Below are 20,331 nucleotides of genomic sequence, written 5' to 3'. Positions count from 1 at the left end.
GCCCCGTCACCGGGTGAACAGCAGCACCATGCTGCTGTGCAGCCTGACGCTGTCGGCCTCCTCGTAACCCAGCGCCTCGAGGTCGGCCACCGCGTCCGAGTCGGGCGCGCCGCCGTCCCTCGCGTACTCCACGACCCAGACCCGGTCGACCCCGGCGAACCGCCCGAGGCGCGCCGCCTCGGCGACGGAGTACACGCTCGCATACCAGCTCGTACTGTCGGCGTACGAGGTCTCGAGAGTCACATCGGCCAGCCCGGCGAAGGCGGCCGGGTCGGTGTCGAGGGCCAGACGCGGACGACGCGACGGGCGCACCGAATCGTCGAACACGATCGCATCGCCCGGCAGCGCGCTCTGCTGGATCGTCGCGGCGATGTCGTTCCAGTCCGACTTGTTCTTGGCCCACGGGGTGCGCTGCCCCGTCCACACCGGCCCCGCCGCGACGAGCACCGCGACCAGGGCCAGCGCGGCGAGCGTGACGCGCGGCATCCAGGACGGAAGACGGATGCCGGCGATCCGTCGCACGCCGACCGCCATGAGCACCGCCGCCGCGGGCGCCGCGAACGTGCCGTAGCGCGGTGTGTAGCCGGCGACGACCGCGCTGGCGGCCAGCAGGATGCCGGTCGGCACCGCGAGCCACGCCACAGCGAGCGCCTCGATGTCGAGCCCTGCGCGCTCCCCGCGCCGGCGGCGGCGCACCGCATCGGCCAGCCACCACACCACGGCCGTGAGGATGAGGGCCCAGGCGATGACGGCGAACGGCCACGCCGTGAACCACATCTTCACCAGCACGGTGCTCGCGGTCACCTCGCGGTGCGCGAGGAAGGCGACCTGCCGCCGCTCGGCGAGGGCGAGCACGACGACGGGCGTCGCAGCCACGATCGCCACGGCCGACGCCACCGCCCAGTGCCGCAGATGCCGGCGACCCTGCCCGTGCATCGCGAGCACGACGCCGACGGCGATCGTCAGCAGGGCGAGGTAGAGGAACACGTAGATGCCCAGGGTCAGCACCACCGCGTACAGCGCCCAGCCCCGACGGGTCGGCACGCCGTGACGGAGGAGCTCCACCACGACGATCCAGACCAGCGTCGCCAGCGCCGCCGAGAACGCGTAGCCGCGCGCCTCCTCCCCCGCGTAGGTCAGGCGGGGGAGGACCGCGGCGATCACGCCGGCCGAGACGGCGAACGCGAGGGGGCCGAACCGGCCGCACAGCCACGTCACGCCCGCCGCGCAGACGCCGATCGCGAACGCCGACGGCAGGCGCACCGCGAACGGGCTCGCGCCGAACACCTGCACCCACTCGTGTAGCCCGAGGTAGTACGCACCGTGCACGGCGTCGACGTGCGTCAGCATCGCGAGGAGGCTGCCGCCGGGACGGAGCGCCGACAGCACGCTGGCCGCTTCGTCGCCCCACAGCGACGGGATCCAGGAGCCGGCCGCGCTCACCACCGCGGCGAACACGCCGACGACGGCGGCTGCCACCGGCATCCGTCCATCCGTGGTGGGCCACGACGCGGCGGAAGCCCCGGCGCGCGCGGTGACGGCCGAGGCGGTCCTTTCGGCCGCGACGCTCACCGCACCAGGGTGCCCCCGTGCTCTGTGAACGGGCCGAGAATCGCGGGATGCCGACACCCCCGGCCACGGGTCTCGCGGCGCACGCTCAGTGCGTCGACTCCAGCAGGTCCCGCGCCACGGGCGCGAGGTCGCGGGCGGAACCGCGCCAGACCGCGGTGATCGGCCGCGTGATCGGCGGGGTGTCCACCTGCACGCGGGCGAGGCGTCCGAGGCGCAGATCGTCGGCGACGACCCGGCTGCTGAGCACGGCGGGAGCCAGGCCGCTGGCGACGGCGGAGCGGATGGCCGCAGTGGTGGCGAGCACGATCGCGGGCGCGGCGGGCGCGCGGTTCAGGCGCTCCTGGACCACGAGCTCCCAGCTGCGGCGGGTGCCGCTGCCGACCTCGCGCGCGACCAGCCCGGTGTCGGCGACCTCGTCGAGCCTCACGGCATCCCTTGCGCTCCACGGGTGCGTGGTCGAGACGACCACCACCAGCTCGTCGCGCGCGACGACGCGGCTGGACAGATCCGAGATCGGCTCGGGGCTCTCGATGAAGCCGAGGGATGCCTCGCCCTGACGCACCAGCCCGCACGTGCCGGCGCTGTTGGCCGTGAGAAGTCGCACCTCGGTCGGGGTTTTGCCGGCGTCCAGCTGCGCACCGCGCAGGGCGACGAGCCACGCCGGCAGCAGGTGGGACGCGACGGTCTGGCTCGCGGCCACGGCGAGCTCACGGCCGCTCTCTCCGCGCAGCTGCCCGATGCCGGTCTCGAGACGGTCGGCCGCATCGAGCAGCGCGTCCGCCCACGACGCGAAGACCTCGCCGGCCGGCGTCGCCGTGACGCCGTGGGGAGAACGCAGTAGCAGCTCGACGCCGAGTGCGCGTTCCATGGCGCGCAGCCGTGCGGACGCCGACTGCTGCGTGACACCGCGTTCGCGTGCGGCCGCCGAGATCGATCCCCGCTCGAAGACGGCGCGCAGCAGCCGCAGCGCCTCGACGTCCGGAACGTATCCCACGGGGTACAGCCTAACCCTGTGACCCCACGCGATCCTGTGGGATACCGCCGCGAGCCGCGGCGACGGACGGTGGAAGGGTGCAACACCCAGGACCCGTCACCACCACCCGCAACGCCCTCCGGTCAGCGGCCGGGCTGACCCCCGGCATCCTGCTGTGCCTCTCGATCGCCGCCGTCTCGCTCGTCATCGGCCGGTTCGCCCCGGTCATCGGCACCGCGCTGCCCGCGATCGCGATCGGCGTGGTGATCGCGGCGGTGCGCCGCCCGGGCCCGCGCACACGGCCCGGGATCGGATTCTCGAGCCGATACCTCCTGCAGGTCGCCGTGGTGCTGCTGGGCGCGAACCTGTCGCTGCAGGACGTCGTCGCCGTCGGCGCCGAATCGCTCCCGGTGATGCTGAGCACGCTCGCCGTCTGCCTGCTGGCGGCGTGGGGGCTCGGACGGGCGATGCGCATCCCGTCCCGCCTGCGCACCCTCATCGGCGTCGGCACCGGCATCTGCGGGGCCTCGGCCATCGCCGCCGTCGCACCGGTCATCGCCGCCACCAGCGGCGAGATCGCCTACGCCATCTCGACGATCTTCGTCTTCAACATCCTCGCCGCGGTCGCCTTCCCGATCCTCGGCCACGCGCTCGGACTCGACCCGCACACGTTCGGGCTGCTCGCCGGCACGGCGATCAATGACACCAGCTCGGTCGTCGCCGCCGCCGCGACCTTCGGCGGCGCGGCCATCGGCTTCGCGGTCGTCGTGAAGCTGGTGCGCACGCTCATGATCATCCCGGTGAGCGTCGGGCTCGCGTTCCTGCAGCCCCGCGACGACCAGGCCGGCCTCCTGCGCCGGCCGTGGCGGATCCTCACGCTCATCCCCTGGTTCATCGTCGGGTTCGCCGTCATGACGCTCCTGAACTCGGCAGGGCTGCTCTCGGCAGGCGCGCGCGAGGCGATGCTCGCCGCGAGCGGTGCGCTCATCGCGGCGGCGCTGGCGGGCATCGGACTGTCGACCGATCTCGGCGCCATCCGCCGGGCCGGCTGGCGCCCGCTCGCACTCGGCGCCGTGCTGTCGCTCCTGGTCACCGGGACGGCACTGGCGGCGCTCGCCCTGACCGGTGCGCTCGGGTGATGCGCCGCGCTCAGAGCGCGACGTGGATCTTCGGACCGGGGCCCGCGCCCTCCGGGCGCTCGCCCGCGAGAACCGCCGGAAGCTCCTCGAGCCCGACGGTCGCCGCGACGAGCGGCCGCGGATCGACGATGCCGGCGGCGTACGCGTCGATCGTCCCGGCCAGGCCCGGCGACGCGCTCAGCACGCCCACGGCGATCACGTCCTTGAGCACGAGATCGCGCGTGTCGATCAGGCTCGGAGTGCCGGCCAGGCCGATGTAGACGACCCGCTTGCCCGGTTCGACGAGCTGCAGCGCCCTCGCGGGCAGGTGAGGGGCATTGGATGCCTCGATCACGGCGTCCCACGGCAGCTGCGGCATCCGCTCCTCGGTCCAGACCTCGTCGAACCCGAGCGAGCGGGCGAACCCCGCGGAGTCCTCGTCGCGCGCGAGGAGGTGGACCTCGGCGCCGGCGGCGCGCGCGAACATCGCGCACAGCAGGCCGATCGTGCCCGGACCGAGCACGAGGCACCGGTCGCCCGGACGCAGAGCGGCGCCCTGCACCGCCCGGAACGCGTTGCCGCCGGGCTCGACCATCGCCCCCATCGCCTCGTCGACGAGATCGGGGAGACGGTGCAGCGACGTGACGGTCGTGGCGAGGCGCTCGGCAAGCGCCCCGGCCTTGCCGCCGCGGATGCCGAGTTCCCGACGGTTCTCGCAGACGTGCTGCAGCCCGTGCTCGCACCGCCGGCACGCTCCGCAGCCGAGCATCGTGTCGCCGGTGACCCGACGGCCGATCCACGCCGGATCGACGCCGGCGCCGACGGCGGAGACCACGCCCATCCACTCGTGGCCGATGCGCATCGGGTACTCGGCGTGGCCGGTGTGCAGGTAGGCCATGTCGCCGGTGAAGAACTCGACGTCGGTGCCGCAGATGCCCGCGCGGCGCACGTCGACGACCACCTCCCCCGGGGCGGGCTCGGGGTCGGGGACGTCCTGCACCTCGGCGTGGCGCGGCCCGGTGATGACGAGGGCCTTCATCGGCCGCCCCACAGCAGCGGCGGAAGGCCGCGCACTCCGGGGCGGAACGTGAAGATCCGCCCCGACAGCGGATGCTCCGCGAGCTGCGCGGGCGTCAGGTGCTCGGTCGCCGTCGTGACGACGAGGACGTCGAGATCGGGTCCCGCGAACGCAGGGCACGACGTGTGCGGGGCGGGCACGTCCACGCGGGCGACGATCCGGCCGTCGGGCGCGATCCGCAGCACGCAGCCGCCGCCCCACACGGCCACCCACAGGTGGCCTTCGGCATCCATCGTCATCCCGTCGGGGAACCCGTGAGCGAGCTCGAGGAAGACGCGGCGGACGCCGACGGCGCCGGTCGCGGGGTCGTCGTCGCGCACGAAGATGCGCCTGGTCGGGGTGTCGATGCTGAACAGACGCCGGCCGTCGGCCGTCCAGGTGAGCCCGTTCGACAGGGTCAGATCGTCGTCGAGGACCGTCACCCGCTCATCCGTGTCGACGCGCAGCAGCAGCTCGCCACCCGGTCCGCTCGTGCCCACCACGAAGCGCCCGGCGGGGTCCGGCTTGCCGTCGTTGAACCGGCGCCCGGCGCCGGTGACGAGCTCGCGGCCCGACGTGATCCGGCCGTCGGCATCGCGGTAGTGGAGGCGGTGGGTTCCCGCCACGACCAGGGCGCCGTCCTCGGCCACCGCGACGGCGCCGGCGGTGTCGGGGAAGCCGATGCGCTCCACCGGCTCGATCCGGTCGTCGCCGCCGAGCAGCCCGACGTGGACGTCCCCCGCCATGATGTCGACCCACAGCAGGCGGCTCCGGATCGGGTCCCACGTCGGGCCCTCGCCCAGGAAGTGCGACACGTCCGTCGCGACGCGGGCCGTGCCGAGCGAGGGCACATCGGCGTACGCGGGCTCAATGGGATTCACGCGACACCTCCGACCCGGACCCGCCGACGAGGAAGTCGAGGTCGGCACCGCGGTCGGCCTGCAGCACGTGGTCGACGTAGAGGCGTTCCCAGCCGCGGCGCGGCTTCGCATAGCCGTCGAGGGTGGCTTGGCTCGGCATCCGCTCTGCCAGCTCCTCCGGCGACACCTCGAGATCGAGCCGCCGCGCACGCACGTCGAGGCTGATCCAGTCGCCGGTCCGCACCAGCGCGAGCGGGCCGCCCGCCGCCGCTTCGGGCGTCACGTGCAGCACCACCGTGCCGTATGCCGTTCCCGACATACGTCCGTCGCAGATGCGCACCACATCGCGGATGCCGCGCTCCAGCAGCTTCTTGGGCAGCGGCATGTTCGACACCTCGGGCATGCCGGGGTACCCCTTGGGCCCGCAGCCGCGCAGCACCATCACCGAGTCCTCGTCGATGTCGAGGTCGGGGTCGTCGACGCGGGCGTGGAAGTCCTCGATGGAGTCGAACACGACGGCGCGCCCGCGGTGCTTCAGCAGGTGGGGCGATGCCGCAGCGGGCTTGATGAGCGCTCCGCCCGGGGCGAGGCTGCCGCGCAGCACCGAGATGCCGGCGTGCGGCTGCAGCGGGCTGTCGCGGGGCGTGATGACGTCGGGGTCCCAGATGCGCGCGTCGTCGAGGTGGTCGACCAGCGGCCGCCCCGTCACGGTGAGCGCGTCGGGATCGAGCAGATCGCGCACCTCGCGCAGCACCGCGAGGAATCCGCCCGCCCGGTGCAGGTCGTCCATCAGGTACCGCCCCGCCGGCTGCAGGTTCACCAGCAGCGGCACGTCGGCGCCGATCCGGTCGAAGTCGTCGACCGTGAGGTCGATCCCGAGCCGCCCGGCGATCGCGAGCAGGTGCACCACCGCGTTCGTCGACCCGCCGATCGCGGCCAGCGCGACGATCGCGTTGTGGAAGCTGCCCTTGGTGAGGAACGACGACGGACGGCGATCCTGCGCCACCAGGTCGACGGCGAGAACACCGGTGTCGTGGGCCGCCTCGAGGAGCCGCGCGTCCGGCGCGGGCGTGCCCGCGACGCCGGGCACCACCACTCCCAGCGCCTCGGCGACCAGCGCCATCGTCGACGCCGTGCCCATCGTGTTGCAGTGCCCCTTCGAGCGGATCATCGACGACTCCGACCTCAGGAAGTCCGCTTCGCTCAGGGTGCCCGCTCGCACCTCCTCCGACAGCCGCCACACGTCGGTGCCGCACCCGAGCGCCTCGCCGCGGAAGTGGCCGGTGAGCATCGGGCCGCCCGGCACCACGACGGCGGGCAGATCGACGGATGCCGCCGCCATCAGCAGCGACGGGATCGTCTTGTCGCAGCCGCCCAGCAGCACCACGGCGTCGATGGGGTTCGCGCGCAGCATCTCCTCGGTGGCCATCGCCGCCATGTTGCGCCACAGCATCGCGGTCGGACGCACCTGCGTCTCGCCGAGCGACACCACGGGAAGCTCGAGCGGGATGCCGCCCGCCTCGTACACCCCGTTCTTGACCGACTGCGCGACCTCGCTCAGGTGCGCGTTGCACGGCGTGAGGTCGGAGGCGGTGTTCGCGATCGCGATCTGCGGCCGCCCCTCGAACGCGCGGGACGGCACGCCCCGGCGCATCCACGCACGGTGGATGTACGCGTTGCGGGCGTCACCCGAGTACCACTGCGAACTGCGAAGCGTCATCGTCGACCCACATCCTCCGGCGGCGGACCTCGAGGCCCACCCGTTGTGGTCAGGATACGGCGCTCCCGACGTTTTGCACGATTCGGCATCAAGTGCAAAACTGCATGATGTGACTGATAGTGCAGATGGCCTTCGCGAGCGGCGCCGTGCCGAGACCACGCGCTCGCTGATCCGCGCTGCGCGCCACTTCACCGCCGAGCGCGGGCTCGCCGGGTTCACCGTCGAAGAGCTGTGCAGCGAGGCCGCCGTCTCGCGTCGCACGTTCTTCAACTACTTCGCCTCCAAGGACGACGCCGTGCTCGGCATCCCCCTGGAGCGATCGGATGCCGCCGCCATCGCCCGCTTCCTCGCCGGCGGATCTGCGGGTCCGGGCATCTCGCCCACTCTTCTCACCGACCTCGCGCTGCTCGCCGAGGAGCGCTGGCGCGCCCTCGACATCGCTCCCGACACGGTGCAGGACCTGTTCCGCGCGGTCGAGAAGGAGCCCCGACTGTTGGCGCGCATGCTCGAACTCGGATTCGAGGGCGAGCAGTTCGACGCGCGGCTGATCGAGCAGCGCGAGAACCTGCCGGCGGGCGATCTGCGCGCGCAGGTCGCCTCCCAGGTCGTCGGCGCTCTCGTGCGCTCGGCAGCCGGCGAGTTCCTCAAGCCCGGCAACACCGACAGCTTCATCCAGATCTTCGAGCGACGCATCGGCGCGGCGCGCGACCTCTTCGTCACGCAGACCGCACTGATGGGAACCCCCGAATGACCACCGCCACCGTCCCCACCGCCGCACCCGGCGGGAATGCGCCCCTGCTGCTCACGCAGCGGCGCATCTGGATCATCTTCTCCGCCCTGATCGCGGGCATGCTGCTGTCGAGCCTGGACCAGACGATCGTCTCCACCGCGATGCCGACGATCGTCGGCGAGCTCGGCGGCGTCTCGCACCAGGTGTGGATCACGACGGCGTACATCCTCGCCACCACGATCGTGATGCCCATCTACGGCAAGTTCGGCGACGTGCTCGGCCGGCGCCGTCTGTTCATGGTGGCGATCGCGATCTTCACACTGGCATCGATCGGCTGCGCGTTCGCGACCGACTTCTGGATGTTCGTCACCTTCCGCGCCATCCAGGGCCTCGGCGGCGGCGGGCTGATGATCCTGTCGCAGGCGATCATCGCCGACATCGTCCCCGCCGACCAGCGCGGCAAGTACCTGGGTCCCCTCGGCGGCATCTTCGGCCTCGCCGCCGTCGCCGGCCCGCTGCTCGGCGGCTTCTTCGTCGACCACCTGACGTGGCAGTGGGCGTTCTACATCAACATCCCCGTCGGCATCGCCGCGTTCCTCATCGCGGTGTTCGCGCTGAAGCTGCCGAACAAGAAGGCCGAGAAGCCGATCGACTGGCTCGGGGTGCTGTTCCTCTCGGTGGCCACGACGTGCCTCATCTTCTTCACCGACTTCGGCGGCTCCGCCGACTTCGGCTGGGAGCACGGTGCCACCTGGGCGTGGGGCGCGGGCCTTGTCGCCTCGGCGGGCCTGTTCATCTTCACCGAGTCGCGCGCCGCCGACCCGATCATGCCGCTGTCGATGTTCCGCAACCCGATCTTCATCAACGCCACCGCGATCGGCATGGCGATCGGCATCGGCATGTTCGCCGCCCTCGGCTTCGTGCCGACGTTCCTGCAGATGTCCTCCGGCACGTCGGCTGCGGCATCCGGGCTCCTCATGCTGCCGATGATGGTGGGCGTCATGGGCACCTCGATCGCCTCGGGTCTTCTCATCACCAAGACCGGCCGGTACAAGCTGTTCCCGATCGCGGGCACGATCATCGTCGGCATCGCCATGATCCTCATGACGACACTGACGGCGTCCACCCCGATCTGGCTCATCTGCACCTACCTGTTCCTGTTCGGCGTCGGCCTCGGCTGCATCATGCAGGTCGTCGTGCTCGTCGTGCAGAACGCGGTGCCCGCCTCCGACCTCGGCACCGCCACCTCCACGAACAACTACTTCCGCGAGGTGGGTGCGGCCCTGGGCACCGCCGTCTTCGGCACCCTCTTCACGACACGGCTCACCGAGAACCTGACGAAGGTGTTCACGGATGCCGGAGCCTCACCCGAGCAGGCAGGCGAGGCCACCTCGAGCATCGACCCGTCGGTGCTGAACTCGCTGCCCGACGCGGTGCAGACGGGCGTCGTGAACGCCTACGCCGACGCGCTCGCGCCGGTGTTCTGGTACCTCGTGCCGTTCATCGCGGTCGCGCTGATCCTGGCGCTGTTCCTCAAGGAGATCCCGCTGTCGGACGTCGCGGGGCTCGTGGCGCGCGGCGAGGCCATCGGCGGCGAAGAGGCGGAGCGCCTCGAGGCCGAGCAGCGTGCGGCGGCTCCGGCCCCGGCGCGCCGCGGCGGCCGGCGCACGAAGGACTCGGCGACGGAGTAGGCGCTCAGTCGCTGAATCGGCGCTGCACGTCGGCGTAGGCGAGCGCACCGTCGAGGAAGCCGAGGGTGCCCGCGTCGCGCAGCTCTCGCCCCGCCTGCTCCACCGCGGTCAGGGCGGCGCGGGCGAGGCTGCCGCCGACGCTGACGCGCTTCACCCCGAGGGAGAACAGCGTGGGCGCGGCGATGACGTTCGCCGTCAGCCCCGCGACCACGTTGAGCGGCACCGGGATCTCCGCGACGAGCCGGCGGATCGTGTCTTCGTCCTTCACGCCCGGGACGAACACGCAGTCCGCGCCGGCGTCGACGTAGCGCAGTGCCCGCGACACGGTCTCGGCGAACGGATCGCCGGCGGTGCCGACGAAGTACGCGTCGGTGCGGGCGTTCAGCACGAACGTCCCGCGGGGCGCCGCGTCGCGCGCGGCGACGAGGCGCTCCGCCGCCGCGTCGACGTCGACGAGCTCCCCCGCGATCGCATCCTCGATGTTGCCGCCGACGGCCCCGGACGCGACGGCCCGTGCGACGGTGCGCCCGACCGCCTCAGCGGTGTCGCCGTATCCGGCCTCGAGGTCGGCGCTCACCGGCACGGCCACCGACGCCGCGATCTCCGCGAGCCGCTCGAACATGGCGTCAGCGCTGAGCGCACCCCCATCGGGAATCCCCCGCGACCAGGCGATGCCGGCGCTCGTGGTCGCGATCGCCGGAAATCCCACCTGCTCGAGGATGCGTGCGGTCCCGGCATCCCACGCGTTCGGGATGACGAATCCCGCCCCCGTGTGCAGCGAGAGGAAGTCGGATGCCTTGTCCGCGGGCACAGCGCCGCCTTTCACGTCGATCGAGCCGGGAGGATCGCGTCAGTCGTCCAGTCGCTGGCCGAGCTCGACGATGAGCCCTTCCGGGCCCCGCACGTAGCAGACCAGCCACTGGTCCTCGTAGTTCACGATCTCGGCCATCGTGTCGTAGCCGGCGGCGCGCACGCGGGTCACGAGCGATGCGACGTCGTCGACGCGATACGCGAGGTGGCGCAGTCCCAGCGCGTTCGATGGGGCGGCATCATCGGTGGATGCCGGACTCGCCGGTCGCAGGAAGCGCGACAGTTCGAGGGCCCCAGAGCCGTCCGGCGCGGTGACGAAGACCATCTCGACATCGGTGCCGGTCAGCCCGTTGACCCGATCTGCCCACGTGCCGCCGATCCGCGCCGTGTCACCGCGGCGGAAGCCGAGCAGCTCGAAGAAGCCGGCCACCTCCTCGAGGTCCTCGACGATGATCCCGACATGCTCGAAGCTGCGAACGCCCACGGTGGCGACCCTATGCGCCCGCCCGGTTCGGCGGAAGGGCGTCGGCGTGCGCGACGACCTGGATCGTGGTCAGCGTGGGGTCGGCGGCATACGCGATGCGACCGCCCTCCGCCCGCGCTTCGCGAAGCGCCGCGACGGCACCGGGCGTGATCTCCTCGCCCGGCGCGAGCACAGGAACTCCCGGGGGATACGGGGCGATCAGCTCCGCGCAGACGCGGCCGATCGCGGCATCCGCGTCCACCGTCTCGTGCGCGGCGAAGAAGGCCTGCCGTGGTGGCAGCATGGGTGCGGCCGCCACCGCCCATGCGGCGGATGCCGTCGCCACGCGGGGCGCGCCGCGATGCCGCTCGACGGCCGCGGCGACGGCGTCGACGAGCCGTCCGGTCGACCGTTCGTCGTCGGCGACCGTGACCAGCGGCACGATCACGTCGCGGTCGGCCATCTCGAGCGTGATGCCCTCTGACAGGAGGTCGTCCTCGATCGCGTGGCCGTGCGCGCCGGTGCCCGCCAGCAGCACCACGAGCTTGGCCGGGTCGACCGCGAGCGCGCCATCGGGGTGATCGGCCGGGCGCTCGCGCAGCACCTCGACGCCTTCGATGTGCGACAGCCGATCCCCGGCGTCGGCGACCAGGGCCACGAGCCGGCCGATCAGCCCTTCGCCGTCGCGCTGCAGCAGCACACGCGAGGCGTCCATGCTCGCGAGGATCGGGCCGGCAGGGCTGGTGGTGTGGGATGCCTCGAACCCGCGTGCGAGCCGATCGGCATCGAGCAGCCCTCCGGCGCGGGTCGTGCGGGCCAGCAGCAGTGCGCCCTGGCTCCAGGCCGGAAGGGTCTTGTGCGCGCTCGTGACGAGCGCGTCCGCCCCGCGCGCGAGCGCGTGCGCGGGCACCCTCGTCGAGAACCCGAAGTACGCGGCCCAGGCGGCGTCGACGACCAGCGGCACACCAGCCGCGTGCGCCGCGTCGGCGAGCCCGGCGATGTCGGACATCGTCCCGACGTAGGACGGGTCGCCCACGAGCACGCCGCACGCATCGGGATGCCGCGCGAGCGCCGCCTCGACCGCTGCCACCGGGACGGCGCCCGGCAGACCCGTCGCGGCATCGATCTCGGGGCGCACCCATATCGGCCGGAGCCCGGCGAAGACGATGCCCAGCAGCACCGAGCGGTGCAGCGTGCGCGAGACGATCACCGGCTGTCCCGGCCGGCCGAGCGCCAGCACGGCGGCCTGATTCGCGTGCGTCGAGCCGCCCACCGACAGCCGGCACCAGTCGACGCCCCACGCGTCGGCCGCGCGCGCCTCGGCCGCCGCGAGCACGCCACGGGTCTGCTTCATCGTGTCCAGTCCGGCGAACAGCGGCGCATCGCCGCGGATCACGTCGCCGACGAGGTCGCGCCGGTGCTTGTGCCCGGGGATGCTGAACGGCGCCCGCGTTCCCGCGTCGACGTCGTCGGTGAAGCCGAGCCACGCGTCGAAGAGCGGCGCGTCGTCGGAGTACCCTCGCGGATCCCGCAGATCGCGCGCACGACCATCGTCCGATGTGTCCACGCCCACGACGATAGCGACGCGGTCCGATCGGCGGTGTCTAGGGCGTCGTCGAGGGGCTCGGCGCCGGCGCCGGAAGAGCGGCGATCGCCTGCTCGAAGGCGCTGATGGTCGCGGCATCCACCGTGCCGGTCGGCTCGACCCCGAGCTCGACCTGGAACGCCTTCACCGCATCGGTCAGCTCCGGCGTCCAGACACCGTCGACCGGACCGTCCCAGAACCCGACGAGCGCGAGGGTCTGCTGGACGGCGGCGGTCGAGGCGACGGATTCCTGAGCGGCAGCCCCGCTGAGGGCGGCGAGTTCGGCCTGCAGCGCCTCGGTCGTCGCCTTGTCCATGGTTCCGGTGACCGGCAGCCCGCTCGCCGACTGCAGATCCTGGACCGCCTGAACCGTCATCGGCCCGTAGACGCCGTCGACCTCACCGCTGTAGTACCCGGTGACGAGGAGCTCCTGCTGCAGCGCGGTCGTGTACGCGCTGACGGCGGCCGAGGCCTGCTGCACCTGTTCGTCCGTCGCGCAGCCGGCATCGACGAAGAGCCCGAGCCATGCGAGCTCGAGCGCCACCGCGGCACTGTTGAACAGCTCCGCGGCATCGGTCAGCGGCGTCTGGTCGGTCACGGCATCCGTCGCCGACGTGAACTCCGACTCCGCCTGCTTCACCCGTTCCACGGACGCACCGGAGGCCAGCGGCGTGCTGGATGGCACCGGGGCCGGAGACACCGACGCCGAGGCGGACGGGCCCGCCTCGACCGCCGCGAGCTTCGCCTGGGCATCGGCGAGGTCCTGCTGGGCGACCTCGACCGCATCGCGCGCCTCCACCGCGGCATCCGCTCCGTCGAAGGCGTCCTTGCGCGGCGCGACGAGATCCGCGCCGGCGTTCTTGACGTCGCCGACCGTGGGAGCGGTGTCGTGCAGCACGTCGCCGTAGCGATCCAGCGCATCGATGTACGTCTTGCCCGCCTGGCAGAACTGGGCGGACGCCGCGGTGAAGTCGTCCTGCGCCTGCGCCAGCGCCTTCTCCTTCGCCGAGACCTGCGCCTTCGCCCTGTCGAGGTCGCTCGTGCCGCCGGCGCACCCGGCGAGCGCGACGGCCGCCACAGCGGCCCAGACCAGGGCCACGACGAGTCGCGTCGGCGCTTTCGTGCGATCCGCCATGACGCGATCCTCCGATCAGCTGCGGGAACCTGCGCTCATCATGGCACCGGGAGTGCTCGCGCGTCCCGCATCCCCCGGCTCGTCGGGTACTCCCGCCGAGAGCGTGCGGGATCTAGATTCGTTCCACAGGCGCGAAAGCCCGGCCCCGCACTCCGCCGCTCCTTCGAGCCCGACGTCAGCACGCAACGACGAAGGGAACGAGCCATGACGACCAGCATCGTGCTCTCCGATGGCGTCCGGATGCCGCAGATCGGCCTGGGCGTGTATCTCGTCACCGACATCGACGTGTGCGAGGCGAGCGTGAAGGCCGCGCTGGAGGCGGGGTACCGGCTCATCGACACCGCCGCGGTCTACCGCAACGAGCGCGCCGTGGGGCGCGGCATCCGCTCTTCCGGAGTGCCGCGCGAGGAGATCTTCCTCACCACCAAGCTGTGGCCCTCGGACTACGGGTACGACAAGGCGCGCATCGCGATCGAGGCGTCGCTCGAGCGCCTGGGCTGCGACTACCTCGATCTGCTGCTCCTGCACCAGCCCGTCGGCGACGTGCGCGGGGCGTGGCGGGCGATGGAGGATGCCGTGGACGCGGGAATGGTGCGCTCCCTGGGCGTCAGCAACTTCACCGCCGCCGACCTCGATCGGCTCCTCCCGCACACCCGGATCGAGCCGGTGATCGATCAGGTCGAGCTGCACCCGCACTGGCCGCAGCCACGGCTCCTTCCCTACCTCGAAGCGCACGGGATCGCGGCCGAGGCGTGGTACCCGCTCGGCCACGGTTCGCAGCGGCTGCTCGCCCAGCCCGCCGTCGTCGAGGCCGCGGCGCGGCACGGCAAGTCCTCGGTGCAGGTGATCCTGCGCTGGCACGTCCAGCGCGGGTTCGTCGCCATCCCCAAATCGACCGACCCGCTGCACATCGCGGCGAACATCGACGTCTTCGACTTCGAGCTCACCCCGATCGAGATGTCCGCCATCGACGCGCTCGCATCCGACCACCCGATGTTCCGGATGCCGCGCTGGCTCATGTCCGCGGTGATGCCGCTGGCCAGACCCCGCCAGCTTGCGTGACGGTCAATCGACGCGAGAGCGCACTCGTCCGGCGACGCCGCCGCCGCACTGAGTGGTGGACGTCATGGTCCAGACCGGCTGCAAGAGCGCGGAGGCGTCGTCCGACTGGTCCACGAGCGTGGCGATCAGGGCATCCCACTCGGGATCGATGGGGCCGCGGGCCGCCATCCGGGCACGCATCCCGTCGAGCCCGTGGGTCGTCTCGATCGTGTGGAACAGCACGTCGCCGTCGCGCCAGATGCGCCAGTCGACCACACCGGCTTCGCGCAGCGCGACCGCGATCGCCTCCGGGATGCGCGCGTGCACCTCGCAGTACCGTTCCGCGGCGCCGGGATACAGGCGTGTGCGCTGCGCGATGACCCGGTTGCCTCGGATGCCGGACTCGACATGCGACGCGAGAGCCGATTCCTCGTCCATCGCAGCAGCCTAGCGATAATCGCTAGCGGCGTCAGCCGAGTTGACTCGGGTGAGTGAGACGCCACCACGCCGTCGGCGGACGGATGCCGCCCTCCAGCTCCACGGGAACGCTCACGGTGTTCGGGCCGGCGGTCCAGGTGACGCTGCCGATGACCTCGCCGTCCTTCCACGTGGTCGGCGTGTGTGTCTGCATGTCGACGGTGATCGGGGTGTCGGACCAGGTGAACAGCGAGGCGTCCTCCCCGAGCACCACCCGCGCGCCGCTGCCCCACGGTGTCGAGTACGAGCCGACCTCCTGGCCCTGCTCCGCGACCGGAACCGTGGCGAACCCGGCGGCGATGCTGCCCAGCAGCGCCAGCACGCTGTCGTTGACGGCTTGCCTCGAACTGCCGCCCAGCGCCGCGCCGACGATGGTGAGGGGTGTGGGGGTGCCGACATCCAGCGTCGCCGTGTACAGCAGGTTGGAGGCATCGTCGAGGGTGCCGGTCTTGAGGCCCGTGATCCCCCCGCTGCCGAGGAGCGTGTTGGTGTTCACGATCGTCCCGGGGCCGGGCAGCGTCACCGAGCGGGTTCCGGCGATCTGCGCGATCGCCGGGTTCGCCGCGGCCAGCTTTCCCAGCGCGATGAGGTCTGCCGGGGTGCTCGTGTTGCGCGCGTCGATGCCCGTGGGCTCGACGATCGTGGTGTGCGTGAGGCCGTTGGCGGCCAGCCACCGTTTCGCCGCACCCACGAAGGCCCCTTGCGAGCCGAACGCCCACTCGGCGACGGCCTCCGCGTAGTTGCAGGCGGATGGGATCAGCATCGTCGCGAGCGCGTCGCGCAGCGACAGCGTCGTGCCCGTCGGCATCGGGGCGATCGTCGCGCCCATCACGTAGTACTTGTCGTACAGCGCGTGGTCGGCCTTGTCGAAGGTGAGCGCCGGCCCGCCGTCGTCCTCCAGCGGCCTCGCGTCGAGCACGACCATCGCCGTGACCAGCTTTGTGATGCTGGCGATCGATCGCGGCTCGTCGGCGGGTCCGCTCGTCGCCCAGATCCCGCTCGCCGTCGGGCCGAGGTACTCGTCGGCCCCTGCGATGGAGATCGCCGACGCACCGGTGGTCGGCAGCGCGATCGTCGCGGCGACGGATGCCGGAGCCTCGGGCGCGTGGCTGGTGCCGACGGCGTCGTCGATGGGCACCGTGAGCGCCCAGCCGACGTAGCCTCCGGCGAGCGCGAGGACGAGGGTGGTGACGACCGCAGCGATGATGAGTCCGCGCCGGCGGCGAGCGCGCCGGACGTGGGGATCTCGGCCTCGCGGCCCCGGAGCGACGTACTCGTGCTCCATCAGCTCCGTGAGCCCTTCGAGGCCATCCGCGGTCTTCGGCGGTGTCGTCACTGCGCTCCCTTCGCGGCGAGCCGGCCCGAGTGTTCCCGGCGCGGCGCCGGCCGCACCGGGTGGCTGCGGCACAGGTGGGTGTCGGCATCCGCTCTCTCGAACGACACCGCCACCTGGTGAATTGTCCGGAGACGGCGCTGCCTGACACTCCACCCGTCACGATCGCATAACGACCGGCCGCGTGGACGGCCGCGCCCGGTGCTGTGGAGAACCGGCGGGTCAGCCGAGCGGGATCACGAATGCGATGAGCGCGACGACGGCCGCGATGGCGAACGCCAGCAGGCTGATGAGCGCCGCCTTGCGCTGGTCCTTGCGGCGGAACTCGGCATCCTGCACGTTCTCCTCCGCCCCGAGCTCTCCGAAGTTGTAGAGCCCGCGCGTCGCGAAGCCGACGCAGAAGTGGAACGCGGCCTGCAGGAACCCCTGCGCCGACAGGAACACCGGCAACGCCACCAGCAGCCGCCACGGTGCCGCCCAGCCGAGGGCGAAGGCGAGCACGAGGAACCCGACCGCCACCGCGAGCCCCACCCACCCGGACGCGCGACGCTTGCGGATCTCGGCCGGCCCGATGTTGCACACACCCGGCTGGTACACGGCAGTCTGCTTCATGGCGCCATTCTGGTCCGATGGGCGCGGTTGCACATCCCCCGGAATCCGCGGGACAGGTGGCGTGATCCGTCAGTTCTGCATGTGGATCTGCTGGCCCTTGATCAGCGGATAGGAGACCAGCGCGGCGGCCCCGAGGTCTTCCTGGTGCATGTCGACCCCGCTGACCTGGCTGTTCTCGTAGGTCGTGTAGTAGTAGATCCCCTTGTCGGTGTTGCAGCACGACGAGTAGATCGTGATCTCGAACTTGCCCTCATCGCCGACGTGCACGCACCCGCGCTGCTGCGCGACGGACCCGAGGATGTGGAAGAACTGGCTGATCGACTCCGACTCGGACTCGCCGGCGACGGAGTTCATCCGCGTGAACACCGCCTTCGCGAATCGCGACGCCGACGACAGGTCGCCCGGAAGCCCGATCGCACCCATGCCACGGCTGTAGGTGTCGAACTGAAGCCCCGGCGCGAAACGATTCTCGGGCGGGTACGTCGACAGCTGCATGTAGTTGTTCAACGTGAAGCTCTGGATGTCGAACGTCGGGTTGTTCGTGAGCACGCCGAAGGGGTTGTCGTAGACGCGCAGCCCCTCCTTCACGCTCTCGACGGTGATGGACTGCGTCTTGTCGGCGATGATCCAGTGCAGAGGGGACAGCGGGAAAGCCTCGCTGAACGAGACGTTCAGCAGGCTCATGTCGGCCAAAGCCGTCTTGACCTGCTCGACCGTCTCGAACTGTCCCAGGATCCACGGGATGAACTCGAACGGCGTGATGTTCGTCTTGTCGGATGCCTCGGGCTTGTAGTCGGCGTTGTCCGGGAAGTTCAGACCCGCCATGCCGAGGCCCTTCTCGTTGACGGCGTCGTAGTACAGCGGGTACCCGTCCGCGACCGTCGCGATGCCGATGATCGCGTGATGGGTCGTGAGCGTCGGCGCCTTCCGGAACTCGAATGGAAAGTTCCTCGGGGTGACGGTGACCGTCTCGTTGTACGAGAACTCCAGGTCGAGATTCCGTCCGAAGTAGTGATCTGCGGTGGTGTAGCTCAGTCCGGTGCACATAAGGCTGCCTTCCGTTTGGTGCCGTCGGATTCTCTGGACGCCCTCCCGATTCCTGCCTAACAGCAAAGATGGAGCATCAGCCAGGGGGTTGCGCTCCTCTCCTGCGCACGCCCCGGCCGCCGCGGCATCCATCGGCGGGTTCTGCTGCGAGCGAATCCGGCGCGGACGCCGGCAGCCGAGCGGCGAGGATGGGGTCCATGTCGGTTTCCGGTGTCGGTGTGACCGCGGTCGCGGTCGCGGCCGCGCGTGCACTCGAATCCGCTCGCGATGATGCCCTCGTGCACGATCCCTGGGCATCGCTGCTGGTGGACGAGTCGGGGGTGGCGGTGCCGTTCCCGAAGCGGTGGCCGGGGGAAGGCGAACGCATTCCCGCGATCGAGCAGTCGATGCTCCTCGGTGCCGCCTACATCGGCCTGCGCACCCGCTTCATCGACGACGAGCTCCGATCCACCGGCGCCCGTCAGGTCGTCATCCTCGGCAGCGGCCTCGACACGCGCTCCTGGCGGCTCGAGTGGCCGGCCGGCACGCGCGTGTTCGAACTCGACGGCGCCGAGGTGATCCGGTTCCTCGGCTCGGCGATGGCGGCGGCGGGCGCGTCGCCGATATGTGAGCGCGTGCCGTTGGCGGCCGACGTCACGGCGCCGTGGGCATCGCTGATCGTTGCCCACGGGTTCTCTCCCGGTGAGCCGACGCACTGGATGCTCGAGGGACTCCTCCCGTATCTGAGCGCCCATGACCAGCAGGGCGTTCTCGACGACGTCGTGGCCCTCTCCGCTCCTGGTTCGCGCGTGGTGATCGAACGCGCCCCCGCGCTGACGGATACGCCGGAGACGAGGGAGCAGCTGCGTACGTTCGCCGCGGCCACCGGCATCCCGTTCGACGACCTTCTTGCACGCACCGACCCACCCGACCCCGCCACGGTCCTCGAGGCGGCGGGGTGGGCGAGCGCATCCGTCTCGGTCGAGGACCTCGAAAGCCGCTACGGTCGACCCCTGGGCGTCGAGCGCGGAGAGCCGGCGCCGCAGTCGCAGCGCGGCGGCTTCGTCACGGCGCACCTGCCGCGCTGACGCGGATCCCCCACCTCTCCCGAACGCAGATCACGGGACCGCGGCGACGCGGGCTCCCCCAGACGCTCGCCGTCAGGCACGATCGGATCGAACCGCGATAGTCGGGCGCGAAGCATGTCGTCTGGCGAGGCTTGATGGGAAAGGAGGGACCGTGATCGCGATCCTCAACCGGGTCATCGAGCTCGTCGAGGCGGACCTGTCGGACGACGTCGACCTCGCCCGAGTCGCGACGGGCCTGGGCACCACCGAGTACCACGTGCGTCGGATGTTCTCCTCGCTCGCGGGCATGCCGTTGTCGGAGTATGTCCGGCGTCGCCGCATGACCGTCGCCGCCGCCGACCTGATCGGCGACGACGACCTGCTCGAGATCGCGGTGCGCCACGGCTACGGCTCCACGGAAGCGTTCAGCCGAGCGTTCCGCGCGGTGCACGGCGTCAGCCCCGCTGACGTGCGTCGCGACGGCGGTCCCCTTCGCTCACAACCGCAGCTCAGGTTCCGCCTGACCGTAGAAGGGAACTCACCCATGGACACCCGCATCGCCGATCAGCCGGCTTTCCTGCTCGTCGGTCGCGCCGCTCGCGTCCCCCTCATCCACGAGGGCGTCAATCCGCACATCCAGTCGCACATCGCCGCATTGCCCGCGAGTGAGCACGCGCGGCTGAAGGAACTGAGCAGCACCGAGCCGGCCGGACTCCTGCAGGTCAGCGCCGACGTCGATCCCGACTACCGCGAAGGCAGCGAATTGACCTACCTCCACGGCGTCGCCGTCGGCGAGGGCAGCGCTGTACCGGATGACCTCGACGTCATCGAGGTAGCGGCCGGAGCCTGGGCGGTCTTCCGCTCAGAGGGCGCCTACCCCGCCGCGCTGCAGTCGACGTGGGCTGCAACGGCGAGTGAGTGGTTCCCGTCGAACCCCTGGCGGCTCCGCCCCGGGCCGTCGATCGTCGCCGTGCTCGATCGCTCCGCCGACTTCAGCACTGCGACGTGCGAGCTGTGGCTGCCGGTGGAGAGGGGGTAGCCGTCCTCGCGGGGGGACCGGA

19 protein-coding genes are annotated in these 20,331 nt (G+C 71.4%); 6 read left to right on the top strand and 13 right to left on the bottom strand.

All coding sequences use genetic code 11. The features are described 5' to 3' along the window. Nucleotides 1-6 precede the first annotated feature (6 nt). Both AC1DDU_RS09495 and AC1DDU_RS09490 read right to left on the bottom strand, forming a co-directional pair. Complete coding sequence (locus tag AC1DDU_RS09495; protein WP_477433350.1) at nt 7-1,572, bottom strand: glycosyltransferase family 39 protein; 1,566 nt, start codon at nt 1,570-1,572, stop codon at nt 7-9. An 85-nt stretch (nt 1,573-1,657) separates the two neighbouring features. After that, the gene (locus AC1DDU_RS09490) at nt 1,658-2,566 is read right to left on the bottom strand and encodes a LysR family transcriptional regulator (protein WP_477433348.1); all 909 of its coding nucleotides are present in this window, start codon (nt 2,564-2,566) and stop codon (nt 1,658-1,660) included. A gap of 77 nt (nt 2,567-2,643) precedes the next feature. On the opposite strand from AC1DDU_RS09490, the gene AC1DDU_RS09485 reads away from it, so the two are divergent. Then, nucleotides 2,644-3,684: a YeiH family protein gene (locus AC1DDU_RS09485; RefSeq protein WP_477433346.1), complete on the top strand. Its 1,041-nt coding sequence runs from the start codon at nt 2,644-2,646 to the stop codon at nt 3,682-3,684. A gap of 10 nt (nt 3,685-3,694) precedes the next feature. Here the strand turns inward: AC1DDU_RS09485 and AC1DDU_RS09480 are convergent, their stop codons facing one another. From AC1DDU_RS09480 to AC1DDU_RS09470, 3 genes are read right to left on the bottom strand one after another with little or no spacing between them, the layout of a single operon-like run. Beyond that, nucleotides 3,695-4,702: a zinc-dependent alcohol dehydrogenase gene (locus AC1DDU_RS09480; protein ID WP_477433344.1), complete on the bottom strand. Its 1,008-nt coding sequence runs from the start codon at nt 4,700-4,702 to the stop codon at nt 3,695-3,697. Further along, a complete protein-coding gene (locus AC1DDU_RS09475; protein ID WP_477433342.1) occupies nt 4,699-5,601 on the bottom strand; it encodes an SMP-30/gluconolactonase/LRE family protein in 903 nt (300 codons plus the stop codon). The genes AC1DDU_RS09480 and AC1DDU_RS09475 overlap by 4 nt, the downstream gene beginning before the upstream one ends. After that, on the bottom strand, nt 5,588-7,300 hold the full coding sequence (locus AC1DDU_RS09470) for an IlvD/Edd family dehydratase (RefSeq protein ID WP_477433340.1): 1,713 nt from the start codon (nt 7,298-7,300) through the stop codon (nt 5,588-5,590). The genes AC1DDU_RS09475 and AC1DDU_RS09470 overlap by 14 nt, the downstream gene beginning before the upstream one ends. A 109-nt stretch (nt 7,301-7,409) precedes the next feature. Here AC1DDU_RS09470 and AC1DDU_RS09465 point away from each other — a divergent pair, with 109 nt between their 5' ends. Continuing rightward, nucleotides 7,410-8,051: a TetR/AcrR family transcriptional regulator gene (locus AC1DDU_RS09465; protein WP_477433338.1), complete on the top strand. Its 642-nt coding sequence runs from the start codon at nt 7,410-7,412 to the stop codon at nt 8,049-8,051. Continuing rightward, the gene (locus AC1DDU_RS09460) at nt 8,048-9,721 is read left to right on the top strand and encodes an MDR family MFS transporter (protein WP_477433336.1); all 1,674 of its coding nucleotides are present in this window, start codon (nt 8,048-8,050) and stop codon (nt 9,719-9,721) included. The genes AC1DDU_RS09465 and AC1DDU_RS09460 overlap by 4 nt, the downstream gene beginning before the upstream one ends. 4 nt (nt 9,722-9,725) lie before the next feature. Here AC1DDU_RS09460 and AC1DDU_RS09455 read toward each other — a convergent pair whose 3' ends face one another. From AC1DDU_RS09455 to AC1DDU_RS09440, 4 genes are read right to left on the bottom strand one after another with little or no spacing between them, the layout of a single operon-like run. Beyond that, entirely contained in the window at nt 9,726-10,532 is an 807-nt protein-coding gene (locus tag AC1DDU_RS09455; RefSeq protein WP_477433334.1) for an isocitrate lyase/PEP mutase family protein, read from the bottom strand. A gap of 39 nt (nt 10,533-10,571) precedes the next feature. Then, nucleotides 10,572-11,015: a VOC family protein gene (locus tag AC1DDU_RS09450; protein WP_477433332.1), complete on the bottom strand. Its 444-nt coding sequence runs from the start codon at nt 11,013-11,015 to the stop codon at nt 10,572-10,574. A 10-nt stretch (nt 11,016-11,025) separates the two neighbouring features. Then, the gene (locus AC1DDU_RS09445; protein ID WP_477433330.1) at nt 11,026-12,561 is read right to left on the bottom strand and encodes an aminotransferase class I/II-fold pyridoxal phosphate-dependent enzyme; all 1,536 of its coding nucleotides are present in this window, start codon (nt 12,559-12,561) and stop codon (nt 11,026-11,028) included. 37 nt (nt 12,562-12,598) lie between these two features. Continuing rightward, nucleotides 12,599-13,714 carry a peptidoglycan-binding protein gene (locus AC1DDU_RS09440; protein ID WP_477433328.1) on the bottom strand — a complete coding sequence of 372 codons (1,116 nt, stop codon included), beginning with the start codon at nt 13,712-13,714 and terminating at the stop codon, nt 12,599-12,601. 204 nt (nt 13,715-13,918) lie between these two features. Here AC1DDU_RS09440 and AC1DDU_RS09435 point away from each other — a divergent pair, with 204 nt between their 5' ends. After that, nucleotides 13,919-14,776: an aldo/keto reductase gene (locus tag AC1DDU_RS09435; protein ID WP_477433326.1), complete on the top strand. Its 858-nt coding sequence runs from the start codon at nt 13,919-13,921 to the stop codon at nt 14,774-14,776. 3 nt (nt 14,777-14,779) lie between these two features. On the opposite strand, the gene AC1DDU_RS09430 is transcribed toward AC1DDU_RS09435, so the two are convergent. The 4 genes from AC1DDU_RS09430 to bsh form a co-directional block, all read right to left on the bottom strand. After that, nucleotides 14,780-15,193: an L-rhamnose mutarotase gene (locus AC1DDU_RS09430; protein ID WP_477433324.1), complete on the bottom strand. Its 414-nt coding sequence runs from the start codon at nt 15,191-15,193 to the stop codon at nt 14,780-14,782. A gap of 31 nt (nt 15,194-15,224) precedes the next feature. Further along, nucleotides 15,225-16,568, bottom strand: a complete 1,344-nt coding sequence (locus tag AC1DDU_RS09425) for a D-alanyl-D-alanine carboxypeptidase family protein (RefSeq protein ID WP_477433322.1) — start codon at nt 16,566-16,568, stop codon at nt 15,225-15,227. Nucleotides 16,569-16,787: 219 nt separating this feature from the next. Continuing rightward, nucleotides 16,788-17,177 (bottom strand): hypothetical protein, encoded by a 390-nt coding sequence (locus AC1DDU_RS09420; RefSeq protein WP_477433320.1) that lies wholly within the window; start codon nt 17,175-17,177, stop codon nt 16,788-16,790. A gap of 69 nt (nt 17,178-17,246) precedes the next feature. After that, the gene (bsh, locus tag AC1DDU_RS09415; protein ID WP_477433318.1) at nt 17,247-18,224 is read right to left on the bottom strand and encodes a choloylglycine hydrolase; all 978 of its coding nucleotides are present in this window, start codon (nt 18,222-18,224) and stop codon (nt 17,247-17,249) included. Between the two features lie 197 nt (nt 18,225-18,421). On the opposite strand from bsh, the gene AC1DDU_RS09410 reads away from it, so the two are divergent. Next, on the top strand, nt 18,422-19,291 hold the full coding sequence (locus tag AC1DDU_RS09410; protein ID WP_477433316.1) for an SAM-dependent methyltransferase: 870 nt from the start codon (nt 18,422-18,424) through the stop codon (nt 19,289-19,291). 151 nt (nt 19,292-19,442) lie between these two features. After that, a complete protein-coding gene (locus AC1DDU_RS09405; RefSeq protein WP_477433314.1) occupies nt 19,443-20,309 on the top strand; it encodes an AraC family transcriptional regulator in 867 nt (288 codons plus the stop codon). Nucleotides 20,310-20,331: the final 22 nt, after the last annotated feature.

The sequence above is a fragment of the Microbacterium sp. 05T445 genome (assembly GCF_056395865.1).
The sequence above is the reverse complement of the archived record's forward strand: the minus strand, read 5'-3'. Positions and strand labels throughout refer to the sequence as shown.